The organism is Pseudomonas sp. MYb541, from assembly GCF_037479595.1.
In the GTDB taxonomy this organism is placed as follows: Bacteria; Pseudomonadota; Gammaproteobacteria; order Pseudomonadales; family Pseudomonadaceae; genus Aquipseudomonas; species Aquipseudomonas canadensis.
The window spans coordinates 34,878-60,631 of record NZ_JBBGYS010000010.1; the positions used below are offsets into that span (position 1 = coordinate 34,878).

Genomic DNA, 25,754 nt, shown 5'->3' on the forward strand with positions numbered 1-25,754 from the left:
TTCAGCCCAGGCGAAACCGCGCGGTGTTGTCGCTCAATGCCTGGCTGCCTTTGCTCAAGGTATCGGCCGCTCGGTTCACAGCCCGCGCGCCGTCAAGCAAACGCCCGGCCGCCTGATCCACTTGCTGGATATTGCCGCTCACTTCATCCGCCGTCGCCGCTTGTTCTTCAACAGCAGTAGCGATCTGCGTCAGGGTGTCGGTGACGTGTTGCACCGCACCCGCAATCTCGCCCAAACGTGTGCCCAGCCCGGTGACGGATTCAGCATCCGTCAGTGCCTGTTCACACGCGGCGCCCATCAACGTGACCGCCTGGCTGACCGTGGCGCGCAGGCTGTCGACCGTGCCGGCAATCTGCGCCGTAGACGCCTGGGTGCGTTGCGACAAGCTGCGCACCTCATCGGCCACCACGGCAAACCCGCGGCCCTGCTCACCGGCACGGGCGGCTTCGATGGCGGCGTTGAGCGCCAGCAGGTTGGTCTGCTCGGCAATGCCACGGATGGTGTCGACCACCGACTGAATCTGCTGGCCCTGCTGGCTGACCTGCTCCAGCGCATCGGCGGTGTCGGTCAGGCGCAGGTTGAGTTGCTGGATGCTGGCCGTGGTGCGCTGGCTGTCGCGGCTGCTGTCTTCGGCGATGCGTCGGGTCTGCTGGGCGCTGCCCGAGGCTTGTTCGCAGCTTTTGGCGACGCCCAGGGACGTCGCGGCCAGTTGGGTGGCAGCAGCGGCAATCTGGCTGATTTGCTGTTGCTGGTCTTCGACTTCGGTGAGGGTGCTACCCGACTGGGAGTTGAGGGTCAGCACCGCCGCCCCCAGTTGCTGCGTCTCGTGATTGACCCCCAACAGGCTGGTGCGCAACTGCACCACCGCCACGTTCAGCGCGGTGCTGATGGCCGCGAGCTCGTCGCGCCCTTCCACCGCCACCTCGACGCACAGGTTGCCGTCGCGCAGGGACTCGGCCAGGGTGGTGATGCCGCTGGCGCTACGGCGGATCGAGGCTTGCAGGCAGATGAACAGGTACAACGCGGCCAGCGCCAACAGGCTGAAGGTCGCCGCTACCGGCACGAACTTCTGCAGCGAGCGATCACGGTAGTGACCCAAGCGCGCATCCAGCGAATTGAGCGATTGGTTACGCAGCGCGCCCAGGCTGCCGAGCATGCCGTCGACACTGGTTTCAAAGGCCGCCGTGTCGAGTTTGATGGTGCCGCCGAACACGCCGTCGTCGAGCACTTTGAGTTCGTTGTCCAGGCGTTGCAGGCTGCTGTCGTACTGCGCCGTCCATGGCTCCAGACCGGCATATTGCTTGGCCTTGAGCGAGGCCGCGGCCTTGACCAATTGGTCCCGCGCATCGCCGATGCGGCTGCGCAGGTCACGCATCTGCAAACGGCTCTGCAAGGTGAACTGCCCCGAGGCAATGGACGACTGGCCGACGCTGGCCATGCGGCCGATGCGCTCGATCAGGTCGGGGGTGTGCTGGGTGGAAATCTGCATCAGCAAGTAGGTTTCCAGCCACGGGTCGAGGATCAACCCGGCGTCGAGGGTGATCTGCTCGCGCAGGGTTTGCATCGCGGTCAGGGCCGATGTGAAACGGTCGTAACCGTCCGGCCACCAGCCCACGGTGCGCAGGGATTGGGAGTCCATGCCCTTGACTGTCGCCTGCAAGGTGTCGAAGCGCGCGAGGATATCAGCGCTGGCGTTCTGGGCTTTGAGTGAATCGCCCAGGGTTTGCAGGCTTTGCAGGATCACAGGGAAATTGGCGTCGACCTTGTCCATCGCCGCCTTCGCCGCCGGGGTGGGCGCGTGCAGTATGTCCGCCGCCTTCCAGCGCGCGGCCAGGTTGCGCTGGGCCGTCAACTGGCCATCCAACGCATCCAGGGCCAACAGTTGCCGGACACCGGACTGCTCGCTGGAAATCACGGTCAATTTGTCGCGATAGTCCGAGCCGATCATCCACAGGCTACCCGCCAGGGGCAGCATGAACAGGAAGAACAGGATCTGGAACTTGCGCGCAAAGCCGAAACGCCCCAACAGGCGAATACCCGGTGATAAAAGGCTGTGCATGTCCGACCACTCCCCAAAAACGACCCACGCGGTGCACCGCGGGGTGAAGCCTTGAAATGACTGACGGCAAAATGCCATGTCATTGATTAGCCTGGCTCAAGCAAGATACGGGCCGTTGGTAGAAGGGCTGGAGACAGACGGGCGCGCCCACTGAGCGTGCACGTGCCGTGCTCGAAAATGGGGCAAAAGCACTCAGTGGCGAAGGGATAGCTGTAACTAATGGCGCAGTGCGTAGGAACAGCGGAATTACTTCCTGCTGATTAGCACTTTTCCTCCCGCTCACACTGAAATCTCCTAATACCACTGGAGATTCATCATGGCACGTGCACTTAACAGCTCCGAACGCAGAACCTTCCGTGCAGCTCGCTATGCCGCGTTGCGCTCGCTCGAATTCACCATTCATCACCTGAACGGCGGCAATGCCGATGTCGCTCGGGTGTGGATGGGCGTCCAGCAACCTGGAAACCTGCAAGCCTTGGCTCAACGCCTGTACCGGATTTTTCAGGCACTGCAAAACATTCATGAAGGGCAAGTCAACTGCGAACCCAATGCCAATTGGTATGCAGAGGTCCACCCCAGCGACGCGGGACATCACATCACGCTGGGAGGGGCATTCTTCACCGCCCCGACCTATGGCAACGACTCGCGCGCTGGTACGTTGATCCATGAAACCAGCCATTTCAACGATGTGCTGGGCACCGACGACCACGCCTACGGTCAGGAAGCCTGCCTGCGACTGGTGCAACAAGCCGAGCAAGGCGACGGCAACCTGCACACCGTCCTGACCAACGCCGACAACTGGGAATACTTGGTGGAACACACCTACTGAGTTGCGATTGCAGCACTCGAAAAAGCCTGTTTTCGGACAGGCTTTTTTATCCCGCCCACGATCAGGAGTTGAACATGGAACGTCGATTATTGATGAGCGCCTCACTGGCAGCGCTGTACATGTTGGCTGCACCAGCACAGGCGCTCAATACTGCCAATGTTGAACCTCAAGCACTAAAAGAGTTTGCCGTCACACTGAACGCCCATGCGAGTAAGTTTCAATGGCAGCAATTATGGAAAGCCACGCGTGAACACGGTTACTTCAATAAAGAGTCCGCCACGCACTTCACTGCACCGATGGCGCAAGTACCCGATCTCGTGTCTACCGTTTTGAACAAGGCAACGACCGTTACACCCTTCGCTACAACCCGCGCCACCTACCGCTATGACTTTGCAGACAAAGTAGGGTTATTCGAGCACGTGGCCGTCACGGCACTGTGTGTGGATGTGGACTGGCGCACGCTTGCTGATGGAACCGATGTTGAAGATGCCCACGCGATGCGATCGGTGACCCTGTTGCTCGCCAAACCCTGCCCATGATGCAAGCGGCCACCCAGGATTTCCCTGGGTGGCTGTATCTATAGTGTTACAACGCACTCGCCAACAAAGCGGCTTCCTTGCAACGTCGGGTGGAATAGCGATCGCCGAAATTCCTCAAGTTGTTCTCGGCCGCTTTCCAGTCCGCCGCCACAACTTGCGCCCAGAACTTCGGCGTACGGCTGGCAAGGTTGCCATATTGGAAGGCAACTGAGGCGATCACGGTTTGCATCGGCGCCGGTAATGCTTCAAACGGGCGTCCCGCAGCTTTGCCGTAATCACTGGCCAGGCGCTCAATGAAAGGCGCCTTGTAGGCCTCGTCAATCCTGCGTGCATCCTGCGCACTGACATTCAGCGGCAGGCGTTCCAGGCATGCCACGGCTTGTGCACCGATCAACCCCAAGTAGGGTAAAAGCCGTTCGCTGAGATCCTTGGGCAGCATGTTCAGGTTCTTTTGCTGGCCCAGGTCAAAGCCGGTGCCGATGGTGACGCCGCTACGGCTGTTTTCCGGATCAGGCACGTAACCACGTGTGGCACTACCGCCTTCGAGCTGAGCGATGAAGGCCATATCTATCAAATTATTGGACATGGTGAGTTTCCTTTTGGTTTTAGGAAACTGCAGTCCATCACTCGCGCCATCCGCTCTTCAGAAGGTAAAGTTTCCTCATCTTCATAGGTAAAGTTTCCTACTGATTGTTCGCACGCATTACTTCCTAAGCTCTGACCAGCTCTCATCACAAGGAGGTTAGGCCGATGGAACCGAAAGACCTGGAACATATCGATGTACGACAACTCCCCCATTCCCTACAGGTGCTGGTTGCCTGTATCGGTCTGGAAAACGCGTTCCGCCTGACCTGCGTATATGGCGGCCGCCCTAAGTACATCCCCAAACACGCACAACGTACTTCGCTGGCGCTGATTTTATCGCCGGAAGCCCTGCAAGCCTTGATCAGTGATTTCGCGGGTATCTCTTTAGAGATCCCAAAGTCCGATCATTTTTTTCGGCAAATTCGTAATCAGAATATTCAAATGGGTATTTCCGATGGCGTATCACGAAGTGCACTAGCCGAGAAGTACGGACTGAGCCTTCGGCAAATCGCCAACATTCGACGCCAGGACACCTTTATTCATCGGTAATTACTTCCTACTGAATCACAAAGTTCCACACGGATAAATTGAAGTTGCGCACTTTCGCGCACTCACGATAAGGAAATTAAAAATGCCAGATATTGATAAAGGTCTCATTGGAGGCGTGATCGCCGCACTTCCACTGGACAAGATGATCACCGGGCCGCTGATGGCAATGATTCAGGCGCAAGTCGCCGCCAGCAAAGCGTATGCGGACTTTCTCATGGGTGTGTGTATCCAGGACGGCAAAGCCGTTTCGGTGCAGTTCGACTATGACGAAACCCTCGTCGACGAGCAGGGAATCTACAAGGGCACGGTCAGCAAGACCATGCGCATTCCGCTGCTCGCTGCTATCAGCCACCCCAATATCACCATTGAAGAAGGCAGCATCGAGTTCGAGCTGACCATCACCCAGATGGCCGAGGACACCAGCTCCAACGATGCTTCCGGCAGCTTCGACGCCAAGATGGGCTGGGGGCCTTTCAGCGTTTCGGTCAAAGGTGCCGCCAGCCACAAGTCGTCCCAGACTCGCAAGACAGACACCCGCGCACGCTACGAAATCAAGACCAAAATCGTTCGTCAAGACCCGCCGGAGGCCTTGATGCGCGTCATCGATTTCCTCACCGATGCCGCCACCAAGCCGGTAACACTGCCGAGCGCCACCCCAACCAGCCCGACAGAGCTGCCAAAAGCAGGGGTACTTCCACTGCCTGACGCCAAGCCTGCGGAAAAAACCAAATAGTCCCAACCCGCCCCGTCCGTCAGGGCGGGGCAACCCACTCGACTTGAAAGGAGTTCACCATGGCATTTTTTTCGCGCCCCAAGGAACCCATGTCGGCCAGCGACTTGAGCCACATCACCCGCGGGTTGCAGCAGGCCGCGGCGGCCACGCATAACCTGATCGCCCATCAATACATTGCACTGTTCGACCAGTTCTTCGATTACAACGCTGAGGACCTGGGCACGCCGATGAAGGCCAAGATGGTTGAGATCTCGCTGACCGAGGGACATACCATCAGCGTGCCGCTGATCGCACTGGTCGCGCCGAAGGGCTTGGCGCTGCACAAGATGGATGTAGACCTATCGGTAAAGATGCATAGCACTGAAATGCAAAAAGCCAGCCACGACCTCGAGAACGGTGACCTGCACAGCGAGAAGTTTTTCGTGACCTTTGGCGCCACCAAGCGTGAGGGTCAGGAGCGCGATCCAGATGAGGTGCAGATTCGCATCGAGTTCAAGGCGTGCGAGCCACCGGAGGCGATCAATCGAATCATCGAGGAGTACACCAACTTGATCAGCCCTACCGCAATTCCGCCAGGCCCTCCCCCCATGAACGAACAGCCCACCGCACAGGGCCCTTCGGACTTCGCGCCCTAAGGGCTCTTTAAAGGCCTATGGCATCACCCTGTACCGGTCGAAATTATTGATGTGATCATCCAGATTATCCTCAAGCATCATCCGGTACTGGTCGCAGAAGTACTTCAACATCGCCTCCCGCGCCTCGGCCATTTCCGCGCCGGACTTGAAGTTGCGCGCACTGGCCCAGGCATTGAAGCGTGTGGTGCCGAACATCATCGAGGCGCTGACCTGGCCGAGGTTTTCGTGAGCCTGCAGCTGTTCGTTCGACAGTTCGATATGCGCGTCGGCGCGGTCGTAGAAGGTGGAGTCGGTGGCGTCGGCCATGGTGGGTGTCCTAGGTCATCAGGTTTGAATGAAGGGGTATCAGGCCAGTAGCGCGGTAATCCATCTGGCCTGCTGCGCGATCTCTTTTCGCTTCTCTTCCGGCACCGCTTGCCGAGCGCGCTCGAAGCTGGCCAGGGTCTTGTGTTTTTGGCGCAGCATACGTTGCCACTTGGCAATGAACACCGGGCTGCGCGCCTGCAGTTGCAGCGGCCCGAAGTACAGCTGCTCAGCGGTGTAAGCCACTGGCCCGGCGCGCTCTGCGACAATGATCTCGTAGTAAAAGCGGTTTTCGCGCAGCAACTCTTCTCGAAGGATCGAGTAACCGTTATCCATCAGCCATTGGCGCAACGGTTGCTCACCGCCGTTGGGTTGCAGGATCAATCGCTCTTGGCCGCTCAGGTGCCGCTTACCGCTTTCGAGAATGTCACGGACAGTCTCGCCGCCCATGCCGCAGACGCTGATCGCGGTGATGCCGTCATCGGGCTTCATGGCCGCCAAACCATCAGCCAGACGCACGCTGATCTGCCGCTCCAGGCCGTTGTCGCGCACGGTACGTTGCGCCGCATGAAAGGGTGTGGTCGCGACCTCCCCCGCCACTGCCATCGTGATCAGGCCACGGCGCATCAATGCTACCGGCAAATAACCGTGATCGGAGCCGATATCGGCCAGACGCGCGCCCTTCGGTACGTTGGCGGCGACGCGCTCCAGGCGCAGGGATAAGGTATGTTCGTTCAACGCCCCTGCTCCCCCGAAAAACGATCCCGGCTGTTAGTCAGATGCAACACCATGGCGGCGCGGGCGGCGTCCGGGTCCTGGCGTTTGACCGCGTTGAAGATCGCCTCATGTTCCAGGTTCGCCAACTGGCCCAGGTGGGCAAAGTCGGCGCCGCCACGCTCATCGCCCTTCACCTGGGTGCGCGGGATCATCGCATTGCCCAGGTGCAGCATGATTTCGGTGAAGAAGGTATTGCCGGTGGCCTCGGCGATCAGTTGGTGAAAGCGTTTGTCTTCCTCCACGCAACTGTCGTTGTTGGCCAGGGAGGCCTGGTAGTCGTCGAGTGCCCGGCGCATGTGGGCCAGCTGTTCGTCGGTTCTGCGCAAGGCGGCCAGCGCGACGGCTTGCACTTCCAGGCCCAGGCGCAGCTCGAGCATGTTGCGCACGCTGGCCACCGTGTCCACATGCAGGCGCAAGCCCTGCTGGGCGTGCTGTTCCAGCACGAAGGTGCCGATGCCGTGACGAGTCTCCACCAGACCGGACGCCTGCAACTTGGAAATCGCTTCGCGCACCACGGTTCGGCTCACGCCATGCTCAGCCACGATGGTGGATTCCGAGGGCAGCTTTTCGCCGGGTTTCAACTGGCCGAGCAGGATGCGCTGGGTCAGCGCGTCGACCACGCCCTGGGCCAGGTTGGTGGAGCGTTTACGCAGGGGGATTCCACTTTCAATGGGCATTGCAACAGGTCCACGGGGTTGAGCTGTGCGGAGCTTAACACCCAGTCCGGCGTCAAACCTGGGTTGATTGAAAAAACCATCAACTTGTATGACAACTAAACTTAACGACCACTGTCACAAATACTCCTCTCACGGTACCCACCGGGAAAAATCCCGTTAAAAAATCAGCATAATCCCCAGCAAAAACTGAGCAAATAACCAAAACCTCTGTTCCACACACCGCATTATAAGAAGAAAAACACTCACCCCTGGATTGCGATCTCAAGAAGTCTACTTGTATGATGTCTATCAACAAGACACGCAAACCCGCATAAAAATAATCAGGGGGAGTTTTGAATTGTGACCAATTCAATCCATGTATCTGCCGTACCCGAAAGTGATCCCGTCCTCGCGCGCGCCGTGAGCAAAGTGAAGCGCCATGTGCTGCCGCTGTTCGTGATCATGTTCATCCTCAACTACATCGACCGGGTCAACATCGGCTTTGTGCGCACGCACATGGAGCACGACCTGGGCATCGGCGCCGCCGCCTATGGCTTCGGCGCCGGACTGTTCTTCATCGGCTACGCCCTCTTCGAAGTGCCCTCCAACATGCTGCTGCAAAAGGTCGGTGCGCGTATCTGGCTGACCCGCATCATGTTCACCTGGGGCATCGTCGCCACGCTGATGGCGTTCATCCAGAACGAAACCCACTTCTACATCTTGCGCTTCCTGCTGGGTGTGGCCGAGGCCGGTTTCTTTCCTGGGGTGATCTACTACTTCACGCGCTGGCTGCCTGGCGTGGAACGCGGTAAAGCCATCGCTATCTTTTTGAGCGGCTCGGCGGTTGCGTCGCTGATTTCCGGCCCGCTGTCAGGCGTGCTGCTGCAGATCGAGGGCTTTGGCTTCCACGGCTGGCAATGGATGTTCGCCATTGAAGGCTTGGCTTCGGTGGTGATTGGCTTCTTTGTGTGGTTCTGGCTGGACTCCAAACCTCACGACGCAAAATGGATGAGCCGCGAAGAGCAGGACGCGCTGGTCAATGCCATCGATCAGGAACAGCGCGACCGTGAGGCCCTCACCACCGTCAAGCCGACCCTCGGCAAGCTGCTCAAGGACCGCCAGATCCTGCTGTTCTGCGCGCTGTATTTCTGCATCCAACTGACGATCTACGCCGCCACCTTCTGGCTGCCGAGCATCATCAAGAAAATGGGTGACCTCAGTGATGTGCAGGTCGGGTTCTTCAACTCGATCCCCTGGCTGATCTCGATCATCGCCATGTACGCCTTCGCCTCGTTGTCGGGCAAGTTCAAGTTCCAGCAGGCCTGGGTGGCGGCAGCGCTGTTGATTGCGGCAGCGGGCATGTTCATGTCCACCACGGGCGGGCCGGTCTTTGCCTTTGTGGCGATCTGCTTTGCGGCTATCGGTTTCAAGTCGGCATCGTCGCTGTTCTGGCCGATTCCCCAGGGCTACCTGGATGTGCGTATCGCCGCCGCCGTGATCGCGTTGATCAACTCTATCGGCAACCTGGGCGGCTTCGTTGCGCCCACCACTTTCGGCTTCCTGGAACAGACCACCGGTTCGATCCAGGGCGGGCTCTATGGCCTGGCCGGCACGTCGGTGCTCGCCGCGATCTTGGTGTTTTTCGCCAAGACCGCGCCCTCTGCCGCGCTGGCTTCACCGAGCGCCGTGCCCACCCGCGCCGCCCTCAGCAAACCTCTTTAAGACTATTCAGGAACATGCCATGACTACGCCCGTCGTTACTCACTTCCAGGTCATCCCCGTCGCCGGCCACGACAGCATGCTGCTCAACCTCAGCGGAGCCCACGGCCCGTATTTCACACGCAATATCGTCATCCTCAAGGACAGCTCCGGCAACACCGGCGTGGGTGAAGTGCCCGGCGGCGAACGCATCCGCGAAACCCTGGAAGACGCCCGCAGCCTGGTGATCGGCCAACCCATCGGCCAGTACCAGCGCATCCTCAACCAGATGCGCAGCACTTTTGCTTCCCGCGACGCGGCGGGTCGTGGTTTGCAGACCTTTGACCTGCGCATCACCATCCATGCCGTCACCGCCATGGAAGCCGCGCTGCTCGACCTGCTGGGTCAATTTCTCGAGGTCCCGGTGGCCGCCTTGCTCGGTGAAGGGCAGCAGCGCGACGCGGTAAAAATGCTCGGCTATCTGTTTTATGTCGGCGACCGCAGTGCCACCGACCTGGCCTACCGCAACGAAGCCGACAGCGACGATGAGTGGTTCCGCCTGCGCCACGAAACCGCGCTGACGGCCGACGCCGTGGTACGCCTGGCCGAAGCCGCCAAAGCCAAATATGGTTTCAATGACTTCAAGCTCAAAGGCGGCGTGCTGAGCGGCGACGAAGAAATCGAAGCCGTCACCGCCCTGGCAGAACGCTTCCCGGATGCGCGTATCACCCTCGACCCGAACGGCGCCTGGTCATTGAAAGAAGCCATCCGCCTGTGCCGCGACCAGCACCACGTACTGGCCTACGCCGAAGACCCCTGCGGTGCCGAAAACGGCTACTCGGGCCGCGAAGTCATGGCTGAATTCCGCCGCGCCACCGGCCTGAAAACCGCCACCAACATGATCGCCACCGACTGGCGCGAAATGGGCCACGCGATCCAGCTGCAATCGGTGGACATCCCCCTCGCCGACCCACACTTCTGGACGATGCAGGGCTCGGTACGCGTGGCGCAGATGTGCCATGAATGGGGCCTGACCTGGGGCTCGCACTCCAACAACCACTTCGACATTTCCCTGGCGATGTTCACCCAGGTCGCCGCCGCAGCACCGGGCGACATCACCGCCATCGACACCCACTGGATCTGGCAGGACGGCCAGCACCTGACCAAGGCGCCGCTGAAAATCGAAGGGGGTTATGTAAAAGTGCCGAGCAAGCCTGGCCTGGGGGTGGAGATCGACATGGACGCGGTCGCCAAGGCCCATGAGGTGTACAAAGGCATGGGCCTCGGCGCGCGCGATGACAGCGTGGCGATGCAGTTTTTGATTCCGGGGTGGCGCTTCAACAACAAGCAGCCGTGCCTGGTGCGGTAATAAGGCAAACACCGTCTATCCAATGTGGGAGCTGGCTTGCCCGCGATCGCGGTGGGTCAGCTGCAGGTATCTAGACTGACACTCCGCCATCGCAGGCAAGCCAGCTCCCACATTAAAGCACCCGATCAAACAACGGCGCCACGTCATACCGCTGCTTCAGCATCTGTGCATCCACCAGAAAATCCGCCGTGGCCTGGGCTTCGCTGATAATCGTCGGCGAGATCGGCAGCACCTTGATCGCGTCGCGCTTGAACCACACTTTGGCGATTTCCGGCGCCGACTGGTTGGCCTTCGACCAGGCTTCGGCGTATTCATCAACGTGCGTGTTGCTCCACACCCGAGCGCGCGTCAGGCGGGCAATGAAGTCCTTGATGATCGCGCTTTTCTGCGCCAGCGCCGGCTCGTAGGCGACGATGTAGGTGGGTGCGCTCATCAGGCCCTTGGCGTTGCGGATCAGGGTGCTGCCTTCTTTTTCCTGCAGCGACACGTAGGGTTCCCAGGTGCCGAAGGCGTCGATGTCGCCCTGGGTCAGCGCCAGGCTGGCCTCGGCCGGCAGCAGGTATTTGAAGTGGACGCTGCTGCGCGGCACCCCGGCTTCATCCAGCGCTTTATAGGCCAGTTGCTGGCTCCATGAGCCGTTCCAGATGGCGACGGTCTTGCCCTTGAGATCGGCCACCGACTGAATGCCCTTGCGCGCCACGATGCCCACGCCGTCGAGGCTGGTCTGGGTGCTGGCGACGACTTTGACCGGCGCGCCATTGGCGGCCAGGCTGATCACCGGGGTGTCGCCGACGATGCCTACGTCCAGCGCGCCGCTGGCCACGGCCGAGGCCACCGGCGAGCCGGTGTTGAAGCGCTTGAAGTCGATTTTATAGGGCAAGTCTTTCAGCTCGCCCGACAGCTCCAGCACGATGCGGTTGGAGAAGAACTGGTCACCCACGGTAAGGGTCAGCGGTTCGGCGGCGCCGGCCGATGGCCCATACAAAGCAAGAGAGGCCAGGCCCAGCAAAGACAGCAGTGTTCGACGGTTGATCATGGAAAATCCCACAGGGTTGGAGGGTTGGTTCAACCATCCGTGGGCGTGCAGTCTGGTCGTTGTCGTAGAAGCTAACGCAATAAAAGCGCGGGGTTTAATACTGTTGGGCACTATCGATAGAACCGTCGTACAGGTCGCTAGCTGCTTTTCGTATTAAAAACTTCGCCGCGCCTGAGTTAGGGTGAGCTCACCAGACCACTGGACCCCAGCATCTGAACCATTTTCTGCAAGGTCCATTGCATGTCGATTCCCGCTTTGAACATCTGGGGCGCACCGCCCACTGCCCGTTACGAACAACTGGCCGCACCGTTTCGCCCGCTCTTTGCGCAGATTCTCGCGCAGGCGGCGGTGGCGGATCAGACACGCGGCAGCCTCGCCACCGTGATCCAGCAACTGAACGCCTTGGGCCTGCCGCGCTGGCGCCTGCCAGCGAGTTATGGCGGCCAGGATGCAACGTTGGTCGAGTTGCTGGCGCTGCTCACAGAGTTGTCCGCCGCCGACTCCAACATCACCCAAGCCCTGCGCGGGCACTTCGGTTTTTGCGAAGACGTGCTCAGCGCCAAGGACTTGGATTGGCGCGCCAAGTGGCTGGACCGGCTCGGCCAGGGTGCCCTGCTCTCTCCCGGCAGCACTGAAGTCGGCAACCAGGCCCGTGGCGATTTCGAAACCCGCCTGCATCGTGACGAAGCCGGCGCCTTGCGCATCAGCGGCAGAAAGTTCTACACCACCGGCGCGCTCTACAGCGACTTGATCAACACCATCGCGACGGGCGAAGACGGCACGATCTACAGCGTAGTCGTCGACCTCAAGGCTACCGGTGTGCAGATCGTCGACGACTGGAATGGCTTCGGCCAACGCCTCACCGCCAGCGGCACCTGCATCTTCGATAACGCGCCCGTGGTGGATGACGACGTACGCCCCACCCAACAGCGCTTTGGCCACGGCCAGTCGTTCTTCCAGCTCTACCACCTCAGCACCCTCGCCGGCATCGCCCGCCGCGCCGCCCTCAGTGGTGCCGAGGAACTCAGCCAACGCGCGCGCACCTTCACCACCGGCAATGCCGACACCGCCGGCCAGGACGTACAACTGCTGCAAGTGATCGGTGAAGTCGCCAGCCAGGCCTACGCCGCACAAGCCATCGCCCAGCAAGCGGCGCAACGGCTGGAGCACACCGCGCGGTATGTGATCGCGCATGACCAGCCGTTGCACGATGACGATCCGCAGGTTGCGCTGGCTGAATTGGAAGTGTGCCTGGCAGTGAACCCGGTGGTGGATGCGACACTGGCGGCCACCACGGCGCTGTTCGATGCACTGGGCGCCAGTGCCACCGCCAGCAACAAGGCGCTGGACCGGCTGTGGCGAAACGCGCGAACCCTGGCGAACCACAACCCGCGCGTGTACAAATCGCGGATTGTGGGGAATTACCTGGTGAATGGGATTTTGCCGCCTGCACAATGGCGAGTAGGCGTGGCGAAGGTATAACGGCCATAACTTGGCCCTATGCTGAGCGGGCCTCTGTATGTTGAGCGGGCTTGCTGTGGTGAGCGGGCTTGCCCCGCGCTGGGCTGCGAAGCAGCCCCAAAACGGCTAACGCGTTTTTGCAGGAAAAATGCGCTGGCTTTAGGGGGGGCCGCTGCGCAGCCCAGCGCGGGGCAAGCCCGCTCACCACAAAAGGCTGTTCACCACCAAAGCCTGCTCCCCCAAAAAAAACTCGGCCAACCATCAAAAGTCCCAAAACGCCGCCACCCAGCGAAACGCATCCCCATCCACCACCACCCGCCCCACGGACGGAAACGGCAGGTGGGTAGCCACGAACAACTCACCGCTCGCCGTCACTGATCACCAGCACATCAATTTCGCCGACGCGCACTGCGTAGCGCGACGGCACCAGTTCTTCGGTCGGGGCTTTCAGTAGGGTTGTCATGGTCGCTCTCCTGTTGTTTGAAGGCGAATGTCTCGCCTGCCAAACAGTGTGCGACGGGGCTACAACGCTCGGAATCCTACCTGGGTATGGGCCGTGTATACCTTAGTTTGCAGGCTGGCTCACAAACCCCAGCACCCGCGCCAGCATCCGATCACAGGCCTGCAACTGCGCCACGCTGATGAACTCGTCCGGCTTGTGCCCCTGCTCCATGCTGCCCGGCCCGCACACCACCGTGGGAATGCCGGCTTGGTCGAACAGCCCACCTTCAGTGCCAAAAGCCACGGTGCCGAATTCCCTTGAGCCGCAGAACTGCGCCACCCACTCGGCGGCCTGACTTTCCAGCGACGTGGCCAACCCTGGATAGCTGGACAACTCGCTGAGACTGATCGCCGATTGCCCACTCACCGCCCGCATCGCCGGCAGCAGGGTTTGCTCGGCGTATACCTGTAATTGCCGGGCAACCTGCCAGGGATCCTGATTCGGCAAGGAGCGCACTTCGAAGTCGAAACTGCAGTCCTGCGGGACGATATTCAGGGCCTTGCCGCCGTTGATAAGGCCGGTCTGCACCGTGGAAAATGCCGGATCGAAACGCTGATCCAGATGCTGCGGCGCCTTGAGCGCTTCGCCGAGCCGCACCAGTTCGCTGATCAAGCGCGCGGCGTATTCAATGGCATTCACGCCCGTCGGCGCATAGGCCGAATGGCACGCCGCACCGTGCACGTGGCAACGCATCGCCAGTTTGCCCTTGTGGCCGAGTACAGGCTTGAGCTCGGTGGGTTCGCCGATCACGCACAGCAGCGGTTTGACCGGTTGCCCATGGAATCGCTCGATCAGCGAACGCACACCCAGGCAACCGACTTCTTCGTCATACGACAGCGCAATGTGCACCGGCATGCGCAGTGAAGCCTTCGCCAGGGCCGGCACACACGCCAGCACACAGGCGATATAACCCTTCATGTCCGCCGTGCCACGGCCGTACAACTTGCCGTCTTTCTCGGTGAGGTCAAACGGCGCCACGCTCCAGCGCTGCCCATCCACCGGCACCACGTCGGTGTGCCCGGACAACACAATACCGGGCACTTCCGCCGGGCCGATAGTCGCGAGCAGATTAGCCTTGCTCTTGTGTTCGTTGTACACCAGCTCGCAGGCCACGCCGTGATCCTGCAAATACGTGCGCACAAAGTCGATCAAGGCCAGGTTGGATTCGCGGCTGGTGGTGTCAAAACGCACCAGTTGCGCCAGCAGGTCGCGGCTGTTCATCGGTCGTCTCCCGGTACGGCGTAGCCGGGTGCGGTCTGTGGGTTGATGGCGCGGTCGATGTAGGCCTGCAACTGCCCGCGATAAGCCTGCCAGAGCTGGTCGAGGGCGCCGATGGGGTCTTCATCCGCCCAGTCCACGCGCAGGTTGACGATGGGCCACAAGAGGTCATCCACCACCACCAGTGCCGCAGAATGCACCGGCCCCGCTTCACCACCGCCTGCCAAACCGGCGTGCATCGCCGCCAGCAGGCGGTCGGCCAGATGTCCGGAGGCCTGTTCGAAAGCCGCCACCATGGCGTCGATCACAGCAGGTTGGGCGAGCATATTCCCCGCCGCCACACACTGCTCGCCACTCACCGCATGGTGGATGCCCAGGGTCTGCGCGCCGCTGAAATGCGCCGTGCGGCCTGCGTTATCAATCACCGTCACCTGGCGATATTCACTGTGATCCTGCCCAGCCAAGGCGGTCAGCGCCTCACTCGGCGCTACCCCCTGTTCCAACAGGTCCAGCACTTGCGGCCCCAGGCTCGGCAAGGTGATGTTCTGCGACGCCACCGCCCCCACGCCGGGCCGCAGCCACGGGCAACGCGCGCCCACGGCAATGCTCGATGAGCTGATGGCGATGCCCAACTGGCCCGTCTCGGCGCAGCGGGCGACAACGGAAAAAGTCATGTGGAGTCCTCAGTCGAGCACGGAAGGGTCTGCGTCGATCATCAACTGCTTCATTTCTTCAAAGTGCTGGCGCGAGAAATCGGCAATACCTTCCCAGCTGCGCGCGGTTTTTTCCGCCACTTCATCGGACAACACCCGCAACGGCTGCCCGGTGGACCAGGCGGTGACGAGGATCTGGCAGGCGCGCTCCAGGGTCCAGATATCGTCAAACGCTTCACCGATGGAACCCGCCGTGACCATCACGCCGTGGTTGCCCATCAGCAGCCGACTCTTGCCATCCAGCAGCCCGGCCAGGCGCGCGCCTTCGGCCTCGGTGTCGGCCATGCCGCCGTACAGCTCGTCCACCGCCACGCGGTTGAAATAGCGCGCGGTATTCTGGTCGATCGGCGGGACATGCGGCTTGGCCAGGCACGCCACGGCGGTGGTGTAGACCGGGTGCAAATGCAGTACCGCGCGGGTTTGCGGCAGCAGCCGATGAATTTGCCCGTGGATTGACCAGGCGGTGGCGTCCACGTTGGGGTTTTCGGCGCAGGAGGTGTCGTCCGCGTTCAGCAGCAACAGGTCACTGGCGCGGATACGGGAGAAGTGCTTCCACTTCGGGTTGAGCAAAAACTGTTTGCCATCGGCCGACACCGCGGCGCTGAAGTGGTTGGCCACCGCTTCATGCATGCCCAGGTGCGCGATGATGCGAAAGGTCGCCGCCAGGTCGATGCGCGTCTGGTCTTCGTGGGATAACGCCATGAATCGGTCTCCGCAGGGCGCGGCCGCATGCGAATGCGGCACGCGCTGATAGGTTTACTTCGGCATCAGTGCCGCGATGTCCGCATCGGTAGGCGCTTCGAAGTTGTACTTCTTGAGCAAAGCGGCGTATTCCGGCGTAGCGCGGTATTTTTCCAGGCCTTCAAGCAAGGCTTTTTTCACCGTGTCATTGCCCTTCTTCACGCCGAAGCCGTTCAGCACCGGGTAGATCAGCGTGTCGGAGGAAATCACCACGCGGCTGCCGAGCTTGTCGATCACGCCACGGGCCACGGCAGCGTCGGTGATCTGCGCTTCAACCGCGTGGGCCAGCAGGGCCTGGGTGGTTTGCGGGTCGGTGCTGTATTCGCTGATCTGGATCGGCTTCAGGCCCTTGGCCACGCAGTACTCGGCCGACAGCTTGTTCATCTGCGCCAACCACGACGTGGCGCCCATCGAGCCGATCTTGTGGCCGCAGAACTCTTCCGGGGTCTTGGGCTGGAAGCTGCTGTCCTTGAGGGTGAGGATCGACTCGCCGCTCTTGAGGTAAGGGATCATGTCGATGACCTTGACCCGCTCCGCCGTGATGTACATCGACGAATTGGTCACATCGAAACGCCCGGCTTGCAAGCCGGTGATCAGGTTGGGGAAACGCGTGTCGAGGGTCTCGACCTTGCGCCCCATGACCCTGCCCAGGCCGTCCATGAACTCGATGTCAAAGCCCGCGGGCTTGTTGTTATCCATGTACTCATAGGGGAAGAACGTTACGTCGGAACCGGCGATGATCTTGCCGTCCTGCTGGAACGCCGAAGCCGCCAACGAAGTCATCGCAACCGCAGCGCCCAGCAGGCACACGGCAAGGGGACGAACACTTTTACGAAACGCTGTCATGGTGATTACCTGCAAGGTTTTAGTAAGTAGCAAGGAATGTGGCTAGGCAGTGGCTGAGTCTTGTCCGGCCTGTTGCACGAAGAACGAAGCTCCACGGGGCTTTTGCGGCAAGCGCATGTGGTTGTCCGTGGAACGCACCAAGCCACTTTCTTCACCGGCCACCAGCAGGCCGGCATGTGCGCTGGGCAGAGGGTTTTCGCCGAATGGCAGCGCGTCTTCAGCGGCGTACACGCTGATGAAGAGGGTGCGAGGCAGTTCGGTCTCGTTAGGGCTGGAAGCATGCAAAAGGCGGGTGTGCATGAAGCACACGGAGCCCGCGGGGCCGTAGCAGGCCACCGGTTGCTGGCAGTGTTCCTCGACGACAGCGTCGTCCACCGAGCCGGTAAAACGCTGGTGCTGCCAGTGTGACCACAGCGGGCCTTTGTGGCTGCCGGGGATCACGTTCAGCGGGCCGTTTTCCGGGGTCACTTCGCTGACCATCAGCAAGGCGGTGACGATATCGTCGTTGCTGTGGGGCGTGAACAGGAAGTCCTGGTGCCACTTCACCTGGGTCGCCGTATGGGGCAGTTTCGAGTTGATCTTGCTGTGGTGAAAGCGCGTGCCGTGGGCGCCAATCAACTGCGCGGAAATCGCCGCCATGCGTGAGTGCAACGCCACGCGTTCATAGGCCGCTGAAATCTCGGTGGGCGAACTGACCCGGCGCAGCGACGGGTGATCGGCGCGGTGATCGCCCTCCAGGTCAAAACGCTCGCGGCCATCGACGGTGGCGCCCCAGCCCTGAGCGTGGCTGCGGCTTTCTTCGACCCACTGGTCGAAATCGTGCTGCAACGCGGCCACTTCTTCCGGCGACAACACGCCTTCGACCACCAAGAAACCGTCACGCTGGAATTGTTCGATTTGCGCTTGCTCGATCATTGTGTTTTTCCTGAACGTTGAAAGGTCACGCCAGCGAGACGTCCTTGAGGAACGCCTCTACGCGTGGGTTGTGGCCGCTGCGCAAGGCGCCCGGCGTGTCGTCGCAGACCACACGGCCCTTCTCCATGAACACGATGCGGTCGGAGACCTTGAAGGCGAAGTTCATCTCGTGGGTGACAATCACCATGGTGATGCCCTCCTCGGCCAGGGCTTCGATGACTTGCAGCACTTCGTTGACTTTCTCCGGGTCGAGGGCCGAGGTGGGCTCGTCGAACAGCATGATCTGCGGGCGCATCATCAAGGCGCGGGCGATGGCCACGCGTTGTTGTTGGCCGCCGGACAGCTGGTGCGGGTATTTCCAGGTGTGGTCGAGCATGCCGACCTTGTGCAGCAGTGCGTAGGCCTGTTGCTTGAGCTCGGACGTCGCGCCCAGCCGATGGTATTTCGGCGCCATCAGCAGGTTGTCGAGCACGCTCAAATGCGGGAACAGGTTGAAGCTCTGGAACACCATGCCGATGTTCAGGCGATGTTCGGCGTGCTCGATGTACTGGGGTTTCTGCGCGCCGACTTTGTTCAGGTGAATAAAGGGCTGGCCGTTGATCCTGATCTCGCCGTTATCCAGTTGTTCAAGGCCGTTGAGCAGGCGGATCAGCGTGGTTTTGCCAGAGCCGGACGGGCCGATCACCGACACCACTTCGCCGGGTTGGATCTGCAGGTTGACCGAGCCCAGCACCTCGATATCGTTGTAGGCCTTGTGCAGCCGTGCGGCTTGCAACGCGGGTTCGCCGTTGCTGGCCGGGCGTGCCAAGGCGATGCGCTGTTGGGTGGCCAGAGCCAGCACCGCTGCATCGGGAACGCGGGAGACGTTGCGCTGGTTGACGTCGAGAAAGCGCTCCAGGCGTTTAAGCAGGAAGTCGAACACCGTGACGATAAACACGTAGAAGAAAGCCACCGCCGCCATGGTCTCGATCACCAGGAAGTTCTGCGAATACAGACGCTGGCCGACCATCAGGATCTCGGTCAGCGAGATCACCGACACCAACGAGGTGAGCTTGACGATGGAGATGTATTCGTTGGCCAGCGACGGCAACGCCACCCGCAATGCCTGGGGAATCACTACGCGCCATTGGGTGCCGAAGAACTTCAGGCCCAGCGCCCGCGCCGCTTCGCCCTGCCCTTTGGGGATCGAGAGCAGGCCACCGCGATGGATCTCGGCCACGTAGGCAGTCTCGCAGATCACCAGCGCCAGCAGGCCGGACCAGAAAGGGTCGGCCAGGATCGCCGAGGTGCCGGGCAACGCTTGCGGCAGGTTGTAGATAAAGATCAGCAGCACCAGCAGCGGCAGGCTGCGGAACAGCCAGATATAACCACGCGCCGGCACGCTGAGCAGGCCGTGCCTGGATTGCTTGGCCAGCGCCAGCAGAAAGCCCAGGCCGATGCTCAAGACCCAGGTCAGGGTACTGAGCTTGATCACCGTCCACGTCGCGCGCCAGAACTCGGCATCGCCCAGCAAACCAAACATGTAATTCCAGTCGAATGTCATCGTCGCTGTGCCCTGAGAAGTTGATCTACATCGATGGGTTCAGAGTCGTGGGGGGAGGCGGTTGGGGTCAATTCGTAAAAGCCGGGGCACTGGGTAGGCAGAACCTATGCAGCCTGAGAGCAACCAAAATCCAATGTGGGAGGGGGCTTGCCCCCGATGGCGATGGGTCAGCCAACTGATAGGTAGCTGACACACCGCTTTCGGGGGCAAGCCCCCTCCCACCTTTGGTGCAGGCTTGAATTGGCCGTATTGCGCACGCCACTTACTGGTGCAATCTCAGCTCACACCGCCATCGCCCGTACTGCATGCGGGTCAAAAAAGCTCGGCGGCGCCATGCCGGGGATGTACTGGTCGGACACAAACATGCGGCAGCGCTCGGCAAACGCCGACACCACGCGCGACAGCTGAGTGTTGCTGGCCGTGGCGTAGCCCAGGCGCATCGGCCGGTGGGCGCCGGCCAGGCGCAGGCGGATCACGCGCTTGCCGTCCTGGGACAGGTTCGATTTCGGCCGCGCATTCGCGAAGGAATAACCGATGCCGTTGCCCACCATGGCACGCACCGTTTCGAGATTGGTGGAACGCATGATGATATTCGGCGTGGTGCCGGCCTGGATAAACAGGCTAAGGAAATAGTCGCGGCTCCACGGTGTGTCGAGCAGCACCACCGGGTAAGCCTCAAGGTCTTGCATGCTCACAGCCGGCGAGTTCGCCAGCGGGTGATACTCGCCGACCATCACATAGGGCGGCAGCTGCGCCAGGGGCTGGAAGTCGATGTCCGGGCTGGTCACCAGGTCGTAGGTCAGGGCGATATCAAGCTCACCACTGCGCAGTTTTTCCAGCAACTCTTCGTGGTTGCCTTCGGCTTGCGTCAGCCGCACGCCGGGAAACGCACGGCCGAAACCAAACACCAATTCCGGCGTGATCATCGGCGCCAGCGACGCCAGGCAGCCGACCCGCAACGGCCCGCGCACGGTATTCAAGGACTCCGACGCGATGGTGTAAAGGTTGGTCATCTGTTCCAGGATCAGCTTGGCTTCCTGCATCACCAGGCGCCCCACCGCCGTGAGGGAAATGCCCTGGGCGTGGTGGCGGATAAACAGTTGGATGCCCAGCTCGGCCTCCATATGGGTGATCGCCGCCGAGATCGACGGCGACGACACGTGGATGCGTTCAGCGGCAGCACTGATGCTGCCCGCCTCTCCCGACGCAACGAAATACTCCAGTTGACGCTGAGTAATACGACTGAGCATCACGCCTGCCCCTCAACAATGACTGTACCGGGAGCGTTGCAGGGTTCGTGCCGGGTCAGGCGCTAGGCGATGAGTTGCACGGGCTTCGGTTTTTCCTAAGCACTACCCCGCACAAATGCTGGTTTCGTCGCAACCGGGCCAGTGTGAAGCTGGCGGCATCCCGCTTCCCATGAGTTGCCGTTATGCCGACCCACACCCGCATCCGCATGTTCAACACCCAACAGACCTACCCCAACCAGACGCTGGACAACGACCTGTGCCAAGCCGTGCGCGCCGGCAACACCATTTATGTGCGCGGCCAGATCGGCACTGATTTCGACGGCAACTTGGTTGGCCTCGGCGATCCACGCGCCCAGGCCGAACAGGCGATGAAGAACGTCAAGCAACTGCTGGAAGAGGCGGGTTCTGATCTGTCGCACATCGTGAAGACCACCACCTACCTGATCGACCCGCGCTACCGCGAGCCGGTGTACCAGGAAGTCGGCAAGTGGCTCAAAGGCGTATTCCCGATCTCGACCGGGCTGGTGATCTCGGGCTTGGGCCAGCCGGAGTGGTTGATGGAAATCGACGTGATTGCGGTTGTGCCGGATGACTGGCAGCCCTGAATAACCTGGAGTACGCCATGACCCACCCTGTGTTTTTCCTCAACGGGCCCAACGCCAACCTCTACGGCCTGGACAAAGCCGGCACCTACGGCAGCGAAAGCTTTGCCAGCATCCAAGCCCGCTGCCAAGACCTCGCCGCGACCCTGGGCCTGACCCTGGATTTTCGCCAAAGCAACCATGAAGGCGTGCTGGTGGACTGGATTCAAGAGGCACGATTGAACGCCGACGCCATCGTGATCAACGCCGCTGGGCTCAGCTACAGCTCGGTGCCGATCCTTGATGCGCTGCTGGCCTTCGACGGTCCGATCATCGAAGCGCACATGAGCAATATCTGGAAGCGCGAACGCTTCCGGCACCACTCCTACGTGTCCAAGGCCGCCACCGGTGTGATCGCCGGGTTGGGGGCGCTGGGTTACCAACTGGCACTCACAGCCGTGGCTGAGCTTTTAGAAACATAAGCTTCAGACACAGCCGAGCTGTTGTGGTGAGCGGGCTTGTCCCGCGCTGGGGTGCGAAGCGGCCCCACACCTGACAGCGAGGTTTGCCTGAAAGAACGCCATGACTTGATCAGGGCCGCTACGCGCCCCAGCGCGGGACAAGCCCGCTCACCACAAATAGTTAACCTATCCTCGGGAACCGACCATGTCAGTAGAAACCATCAACACCCTGGTCGTCGGCGCAGGCCAGGCCGGCGTCGCCATGAGCGAACACCTATCGCTGATGGGCGTGCCGCATATCGTGCTGGAACGCCACCGCATCGCCGAACGCTGGCGTTCGGAGCGCTGGGACTCCCTGGTCGCTAACGGGCCGGCCTGGCATGACCGGTTTCCCGGCCTCACATTCGAAGGCATTTCGCCGGAAGCCTTCCCCCCCAAAGAGCGTATGGCCGACTACTTCGAAGCCTACGTGGACAAATTGCAGGCCCCCGTGCGCACCGGCGTCGAGGTGCAGCAGGTAGAGCGTCATGTGGGACGACCCGGCTTCAAGGTGACCACATCGACCGGCGTGATCGAAGCCGCCAATGTGGTCGCCGCCACCGGCCCGTTCCAGCGCCCTTCCATCCCGAACATCGTCCCGACCAACGCGCCGCTGCATCAACTGCACTCTTGCACCTACAAGAACCCCGGCCAACTCCCCGAGGGCGCCGTGCTGGTCGTCGGCGCTGGCGCCTCCGGCTCGCAAATCGCCGAAGAACTGCAAAAGGCCGGCAAGACCGTGTACCTCTCGGTGGGCGAACACTACCGCCCTCCCCGCGCCTATCGCGGTCGCGATTACTGCTGGTGGCTGGGTGCGTTGGGCCTATGGGATGAAGTCAAAATCCAGCCGAAGAAGAAGCACGTCGCCTTCGCGGTCAGCGGTTACGAAGGCGGTAAGACGGTCGACTTCCGCCGCCTGGCGCACCAAGGGATTCATCTGGTGGGCGTCACCGAGGATTGGAAAGACGGCGTCATGACCTTCCAACCCGGCTTGGCCGAGAACGTGGCTCAAGGGGATCGCGCCTACTTTGATGTGCTGCGCGATGCAGATGCCTATATCGAGGCGAACGGGTTGCCGTTTCCCCTAGAACCGCAGGCCTGGGAACTGTTGCCAGATCCTGAGTGTTTGGTGAATCCGATGTTGAGCCTGGACCTGGCAGAAGCAGGCGTGACCACGATCCTCTGGGCCACTGGCTTCACGTTCGATTTCAGCTGGTTGAAGGTCGATGCATTCGATGAGAAAGGCGAGCCGTTCCACAAGCGCGGGATCTCCGCGCAGAGCGGGATTTACTTTTTAGGCCTGCCGAATCTGGTCAACCGCGCGTCATCGTTTATCTACGGGGTGTGGCACGACGCGAAGTATGTAGCGGACCACATCGTGTTGCAGAATGAGTACATGGCGTACGGCAAATCCTAACGCCCTGACGATGGTTTGGTGTTTTCTCGATTCATCGGTGTTGTGTCAACATGGGCTCTATTACCCCATGGATTTAGCCAGGGAACAGCCGGTAGTGCTGCCCCGGGACACAAGGAAACGATGACGTGGCAACAGAAAAAACCAGGAAAGTGTTTTGGTATTCGGCGTGGGGATTACTGTTTGCGGGTTTGGCCGGCGTGCTGATAAAACAGGCCTTCGAAGAAACACCCGAGCCCAGCAAACCCAGCTACCTCAGCGACCTGATCATCCTGACCGCGCGAACGACGGCTCGTAATCGAATGGTCAACGAGGATATAAGGTTCGACCGGGCGGAAGCGGCTAACAGCCACGCGATAAGGTTCTATTACACGTTGGTCAATTACGATACCCAGCCTGATAGCTTTGACCTGGACGCGACGTTCTCAGACATCACCCAGGCTGTTTGCACCGCGCAGATGCCAAAAGACTCGTCAATTCTCACACTGGGCGGCACCTTCATTTACATTTTTGGCAGTAAAAACGTAAAAGAGGTTGGGCGATTCGAAATCGACAAGCAGAGTTGTGCTGGCTAACCGTGAAGGGGACCGACTGATTCGTCCCCTTCCGTTGCGCCTTCTCAACCCCGCTTCGGCAACTTCCAGTTCGGCCGGATAAAGTGGCAGGTGTACCCATTGGGAATCCGTTCCAGATAATCCTGGTGCTCCGGCTCCGCTTCCCAAAACGGCCCCGCCGGCTCAATTTCGGTCACCACCCGGCCCGGCCATAACTTCGAAGCATCCACATCCGCTGCCGTATCCTCGGCCACATCCCGTTGCTGCTCACTCAGGTAATAGATCGCCGAGCGATAACTGGGCCCAAGATCATTGCCCTGTCGGTTCGGTGTGCTCGGGTCATGGATCTGGAAGAAGAACTCCAGAATCTGCCGATAACTGATTACCGCCGGGTCAAACTCGATCTTGATCGCCTCCGCATGGTTGCCATGGTTGCGGTAGGTGGCATTCGGCACATCGCCGCCGGTGTAGCCGACGCGGGTGTGCAGCACGCCGGGGTAGCGACGCAACAGGTCTTGCATGCCCCAGAAGCAGCCGCCGGCAAGGATGGCGGTTTCGGTTGGGTTGGTCATGGTCGGTTCTTCCGCGCAATGGATTCAGGCAAGTTATGGGGTTGGGTTGGCAAATACCAAGGGTAAAGGGGGGTACCCAGACGATCGGTTTCAGGTAATGATGCGCGACCAAAATCAAGGAAGATAACAACAATGAAAACCGCCTTGCGCGCCCTGCTTGTGTTTTGCCTGACCACGCCCGCCCTCGCGGCCGAAAGCCCTGTCGGCTTCAAGACCACCACCCTGCCCGACGCGCAGACCAGCCGCCCGCTGGAAATGGTGGTCTGGTATCCCGCAGCTGCAACCACCGCAGAACCCCAGCTGATCGCCGACAACGGGGTGTTCATCGGCGCCCTCGCGGTGACAGACGCACCACCGGCTGCCGGTGAGCATCCTTTGGTCGTGCTCTCCCACGGCTACGGCGGTAATTGGGGCAAACAGGTGTGGTTGGCCAGTGCCTTGGCGCACAAAGGTTACATCGTGGCGGCAGTCAACCACCCTGGCACCACCACCAAAGATCGCAGCCCGCAGGCCGCCGCTCAATTATGGAAACGCCCGGCCGACCTGAGTCGCGCTATCGACGCAGTCCTGGCCCAGCCCAAGCAATTTGGCGCGGTGGCGAAAAACCGGATTGCCGCCGTCGGCCACTCCCTCGGCGGTTGGACCGTGCTCGAGATTGCTGGCGCGCGTTTCGATCCCGATCTGTTCACCCAAGTCTGCAACGCACACCCGAAGCTCGGCGGCTGCATGGGTTACCACGAGATGAACCCCGCCGGCACACCCGAAGGCAAAGCCCAGTTGGCCGCGGACTTGAGCGACAAACGCGTCACCGCCATTGTGTCCCTGGACCTGGGCCTCGCGCCCGGCTTCACCGACGCCAGTCTGGCCGCACTTTCCGTACCGGCGCTGGTGATCGCGGGTGGCGTGCCCACGGAAGATATGGACCCTAACCTGGAATCCGCCGCGCTGGTCAAGCGCCTGCCCAAAGCCTCGACCCAGTACGTGGAGATCGGCGACGCCACTCACTTCACGTTCATGTCGATCTGCAAGCCGGGCGGCATGGAGCTGATTGAAGAAAGTTCGCCGGGCGATGGCATGATTTGCCGGGATGGAGAAGGGGCTCGGCCAAGGGCAGAGATCCAACAACAGGTGGTAGGACTGATGACTGCGTTTCTGCAGCAATCGTTCAGCCATTGA

The 25,754-nt window shown here is 60.8% G+C and carries 27 protein-coding genes and 1 pseudogene; 13 read left to right on the plus strand and 15 right to left on the minus strand.

The genetic code is table 11. The annotated features are described in order from the left end of the window. Nucleotide 1: 1 nt before the first annotated feature. Nucleotides 2-2,059 carry a methyl-accepting chemotaxis protein gene (locus tag WH299_RS08445; RefSeq protein WP_122725912.1) on the minus strand — a complete coding sequence of 686 codons (2,058 nt, stop codon included), beginning with the start codon at nt 2,057-2,059 and terminating at the stop codon, nt 2-4. Nucleotides 2,060-2,375: 316 nt separating this feature from the next. Here WH299_RS08445 and WH299_RS08450 point away from each other — a divergent pair, with 316 nt between their 5' ends. Both WH299_RS08450 and WH299_RS08455 read left to right on the plus strand, forming a co-directional pair. Beyond that, nucleotides 2,376-2,888, plus strand: coding sequence for a M35 family metallopeptidase (locus tag WH299_RS08450; RefSeq protein WP_126570954.1), 513 nt, complete (start codon nt 2,376-2,378; stop codon nt 2,886-2,888). A 74-nt stretch (nt 2,889-2,962) separates the two neighbouring features. Next, entirely contained in the window at nt 2,963-3,427 is a 465-nt protein-coding gene (locus WH299_RS08455; protein WP_122725907.1) for a hypothetical protein, read from the plus strand. Between the two features lie 46 nt (nt 3,428-3,473). On the opposite strand, the gene WH299_RS08460 is transcribed toward WH299_RS08455, so the two are convergent. Next, nucleotides 3,474-4,013, minus strand: a complete 540-nt coding sequence (locus WH299_RS08460; RefSeq protein ID WP_122725905.1) for a pesticin C-terminus-like muramidase — start codon at nt 4,011-4,013, stop codon at nt 3,474-3,476. Nucleotides 4,014-4,177: 164 nt separating this feature from the next. Here WH299_RS08460 and WH299_RS08465 point away from each other — a divergent pair, with 164 nt between their 5' ends. The 3 genes from WH299_RS08465 (at nt 4,178) to WH299_RS08475 (ending at nt 5,929) form a co-directional block, all read left to right on the plus strand. Beyond that, nucleotides 4,178-4,561 carry a Mor transcription activator family protein gene (locus tag WH299_RS08465; RefSeq protein WP_122725903.1) on the plus strand — a complete coding sequence of 128 codons (384 nt, stop codon included), beginning with the start codon at nt 4,178-4,180 and terminating at the stop codon, nt 4,559-4,561. Between the two features lie 82 nt (nt 4,562-4,643). Continuing rightward, nucleotides 4,644-5,294: a DUF2589 domain-containing protein gene (locus WH299_RS08470; protein WP_122725901.1), complete on the plus strand. Its 651-nt coding sequence runs from the start codon at nt 4,644-4,646 to the stop codon at nt 5,292-5,294. Nucleotides 5,295-5,353: 59 nt separating this feature from the next. Next, entirely contained in the window at nt 5,354-5,929 is a 576-nt protein-coding gene (locus WH299_RS08475; protein ID WP_339550039.1) for a DUF2589 domain-containing protein, read from the plus strand. A 15-nt stretch (nt 5,930-5,944) separates the two neighbouring features. Here the strand turns inward: WH299_RS08475 and WH299_RS08480 are convergent, their stop codons facing one another. The 3 genes from WH299_RS08480 to WH299_RS08490 are packed head-to-tail and all read right to left on the minus strand — an operon-like array spanning nt 5,945 to nt 7,686. After that, nucleotides 5,945-6,235 (minus strand): DUF3144 domain-containing protein, encoded by a 291-nt coding sequence (locus WH299_RS08480; protein ID WP_123474373.1) that lies wholly within the window; start codon nt 6,233-6,235, stop codon nt 5,945-5,947. 39 nt (nt 6,236-6,274) lie between these two features. Then, entirely contained in the window at nt 6,275-6,970 is a 696-nt protein-coding gene (locus WH299_RS08485; protein WP_339550042.1) for a tRNA (adenine(22)-N(1))-methyltransferase, read from the minus strand. Next, the gene (locus WH299_RS08490) at nt 6,967-7,686 is read right to left on the minus strand and encodes a FadR/GntR family transcriptional regulator (RefSeq protein WP_339550044.1); all 720 of its coding nucleotides are present in this window, start codon (nt 7,684-7,686) and stop codon (nt 6,967-6,969) included. Before WH299_RS08490 ends, WH299_RS08485 begins: the two co-directional genes overlap by 4 nt. A gap of 339 nt (nt 7,687-8,025) precedes the next feature. Here WH299_RS08490 and WH299_RS08495 point away from each other — a divergent pair, with 339 nt between their 5' ends. Together WH299_RS08495 and gudD are read left to right on the plus strand one after the other, a co-directional pair. Next, the gene (locus tag WH299_RS08495; RefSeq protein WP_122725891.1) at nt 8,026-9,387 is read left to right on the plus strand and encodes an MFS transporter; all 1,362 of its coding nucleotides are present in this window, start codon (nt 8,026-8,028) and stop codon (nt 9,385-9,387) included. A 19-nt stretch (nt 9,388-9,406) separates the two neighbouring features. Continuing rightward, the gene (gene gudD, locus WH299_RS08500; protein WP_016976454.1) at nt 9,407-10,732 is read left to right on the plus strand and encodes a glucarate dehydratase; all 1,326 of its coding nucleotides are present in this window, start codon (nt 9,407-9,409) and stop codon (nt 10,730-10,732) included. Between the two features lie 112 nt (nt 10,733-10,844). On the opposite strand, the gene WH299_RS08505 is transcribed toward gudD, so the two are convergent. Further along, nucleotides 10,845-11,768, minus strand: a complete 924-nt coding sequence (locus tag WH299_RS08505; protein ID WP_122725889.1) for an ABC transporter substrate-binding protein — start codon at nt 11,766-11,768, stop codon at nt 10,845-10,847. A gap of 240 nt (nt 11,769-12,008) precedes the next feature. Here WH299_RS08505 and WH299_RS08510 point away from each other — a divergent pair, with 240 nt between their 5' ends. Then, the gene (locus WH299_RS08510) at nt 12,009-13,250 is read left to right on the plus strand and encodes an acyl-CoA dehydrogenase family protein (protein ID WP_122725887.1); all 1,242 of its coding nucleotides are present in this window, start codon (nt 12,009-12,011) and stop codon (nt 13,248-13,250) included. Nucleotides 13,251-13,490: 240 nt separating this feature from the next. Here WH299_RS08510 and WH299_RS08515 read toward each other — a convergent pair. The 8 genes and pseudogenes from WH299_RS08515 to WH299_RS08550 form a co-directional block, all read right to left on the minus strand. Next, a pseudogene (locus WH299_RS08515) lies at nt 13,491-13,598 on the minus strand (MBL fold metallo-hydrolase); the annotation flags it as partial. Between the two features lie 196 nt (nt 13,599-13,794). After that, nucleotides 13,795-14,952 (minus strand): acetylornithine deacetylase, encoded by a 1,158-nt coding sequence (gene argE, locus WH299_RS08520; protein ID WP_122725884.1) that lies wholly within the window; start codon nt 14,950-14,952, stop codon nt 13,795-13,797. After that, nucleotides 14,949-15,623 (minus strand): DUF1028 domain-containing protein, encoded by a 675-nt coding sequence (locus tag WH299_RS08525; protein WP_122725882.1) that lies wholly within the window; start codon nt 15,621-15,623, stop codon nt 14,949-14,951. Before WH299_RS08525 ends, argE begins: the two co-directional genes overlap by 4 nt. 9 nt (nt 15,624-15,632) lie before the next feature. Then, complete coding sequence (locus WH299_RS08530; RefSeq protein ID WP_339497951.1) at nt 15,633-16,364, minus strand: class II aldolase and adducin N-terminal domain-containing protein; 732 nt, start codon at nt 16,362-16,364, stop codon at nt 15,633-15,635. Nucleotides 16,365-16,418: 54 nt separating this feature from the next. After that, nucleotides 16,419-17,249 (minus strand): ABC transporter substrate-binding protein, encoded by an 831-nt coding sequence (locus tag WH299_RS08535; RefSeq protein WP_323624225.1) that lies wholly within the window; start codon nt 17,247-17,249, stop codon nt 16,419-16,421. Between the two features lie 42 nt (nt 17,250-17,291). Next, nucleotides 17,292-18,164 carry a phytanoyl-CoA dioxygenase family protein gene (locus WH299_RS08540; protein ID WP_122725878.1) on the minus strand — a complete coding sequence of 291 codons (873 nt, stop codon included), beginning with the start codon at nt 18,162-18,164 and terminating at the stop codon, nt 17,292-17,294. A 25-nt stretch (nt 18,165-18,189) separates the two neighbouring features. Further along, nucleotides 18,190-19,707 carry an amino acid ABC transporter permease/ATP-binding protein gene (locus WH299_RS08545; protein WP_339550047.1) on the minus strand — a complete coding sequence of 506 codons (1,518 nt, stop codon included), beginning with the start codon at nt 19,705-19,707 and terminating at the stop codon, nt 18,190-18,192. A gap of 281 nt (nt 19,708-19,988) precedes the next feature. Further along, the gene (locus WH299_RS08550; protein WP_122725874.1) at nt 19,989-20,957 is read right to left on the minus strand and encodes a LysR family transcriptional regulator; all 969 of its coding nucleotides are present in this window, start codon (nt 20,955-20,957) and stop codon (nt 19,989-19,991) included. A gap of 182 nt (nt 20,958-21,139) precedes the next feature. Here WH299_RS08550 and WH299_RS08555 point away from each other — a divergent pair, with 182 nt between their 5' ends. The 4 genes from WH299_RS08555 to WH299_RS08570 all read left to right on the plus strand — a co-directional run bounded on the left by WH299_RS08555 (nt 21,140) and on the right by WH299_RS08570 (nt 24,027). Next, complete coding sequence (locus WH299_RS08555) at nt 21,140-21,562, plus strand: RidA family protein (protein ID WP_028617195.1); 423 nt, start codon at nt 21,140-21,142, stop codon at nt 21,560-21,562. A gap of 17 nt (nt 21,563-21,579) precedes the next feature. Continuing rightward, nucleotides 21,580-22,020, plus strand: coding sequence for a type II 3-dehydroquinate dehydratase (locus WH299_RS08560; protein WP_028617196.1), 441 nt, complete (start codon nt 21,580-21,582; stop codon nt 22,018-22,020). 184 nt (nt 22,021-22,204) lie between these two features. Beyond that, on the plus strand, nt 22,205-23,455 hold the full coding sequence (locus WH299_RS08565) for a flavin-containing monooxygenase (protein ID WP_339550048.1): 1,251 nt from the start codon (nt 22,205-22,207) through the stop codon (nt 23,453-23,455). Between the two features lie 125 nt (nt 23,456-23,580). Further along, nucleotides 23,581-24,027, plus strand: a complete 447-nt coding sequence (locus WH299_RS08570; RefSeq protein ID WP_339550050.1) for a hypothetical protein — start codon at nt 23,581-23,583, stop codon at nt 24,025-24,027. A gap of 44 nt (nt 24,028-24,071) precedes the next feature. Here WH299_RS08570 and msrA read toward each other — a convergent pair whose 3' ends face one another. Then, nucleotides 24,072-24,578 carry a peptide-methionine (S)-S-oxide reductase MsrA gene (msrA, locus tag WH299_RS08575; RefSeq protein ID WP_123474384.1) on the minus strand — a complete coding sequence of 169 codons (507 nt, stop codon included), beginning with the start codon at nt 24,576-24,578 and terminating at the stop codon, nt 24,072-24,074. A gap of 132 nt (nt 24,579-24,710) precedes the next feature. On the opposite strand from msrA, the gene WH299_RS08580 reads away from it, so the two are divergent. Then, nucleotides 24,711-25,754: an alpha/beta hydrolase family protein gene (locus tag WH299_RS08580; RefSeq protein ID WP_339550051.1), complete on the plus strand. Its 1,044-nt coding sequence runs from the start codon at nt 24,711-24,713 to the stop codon at nt 25,752-25,754.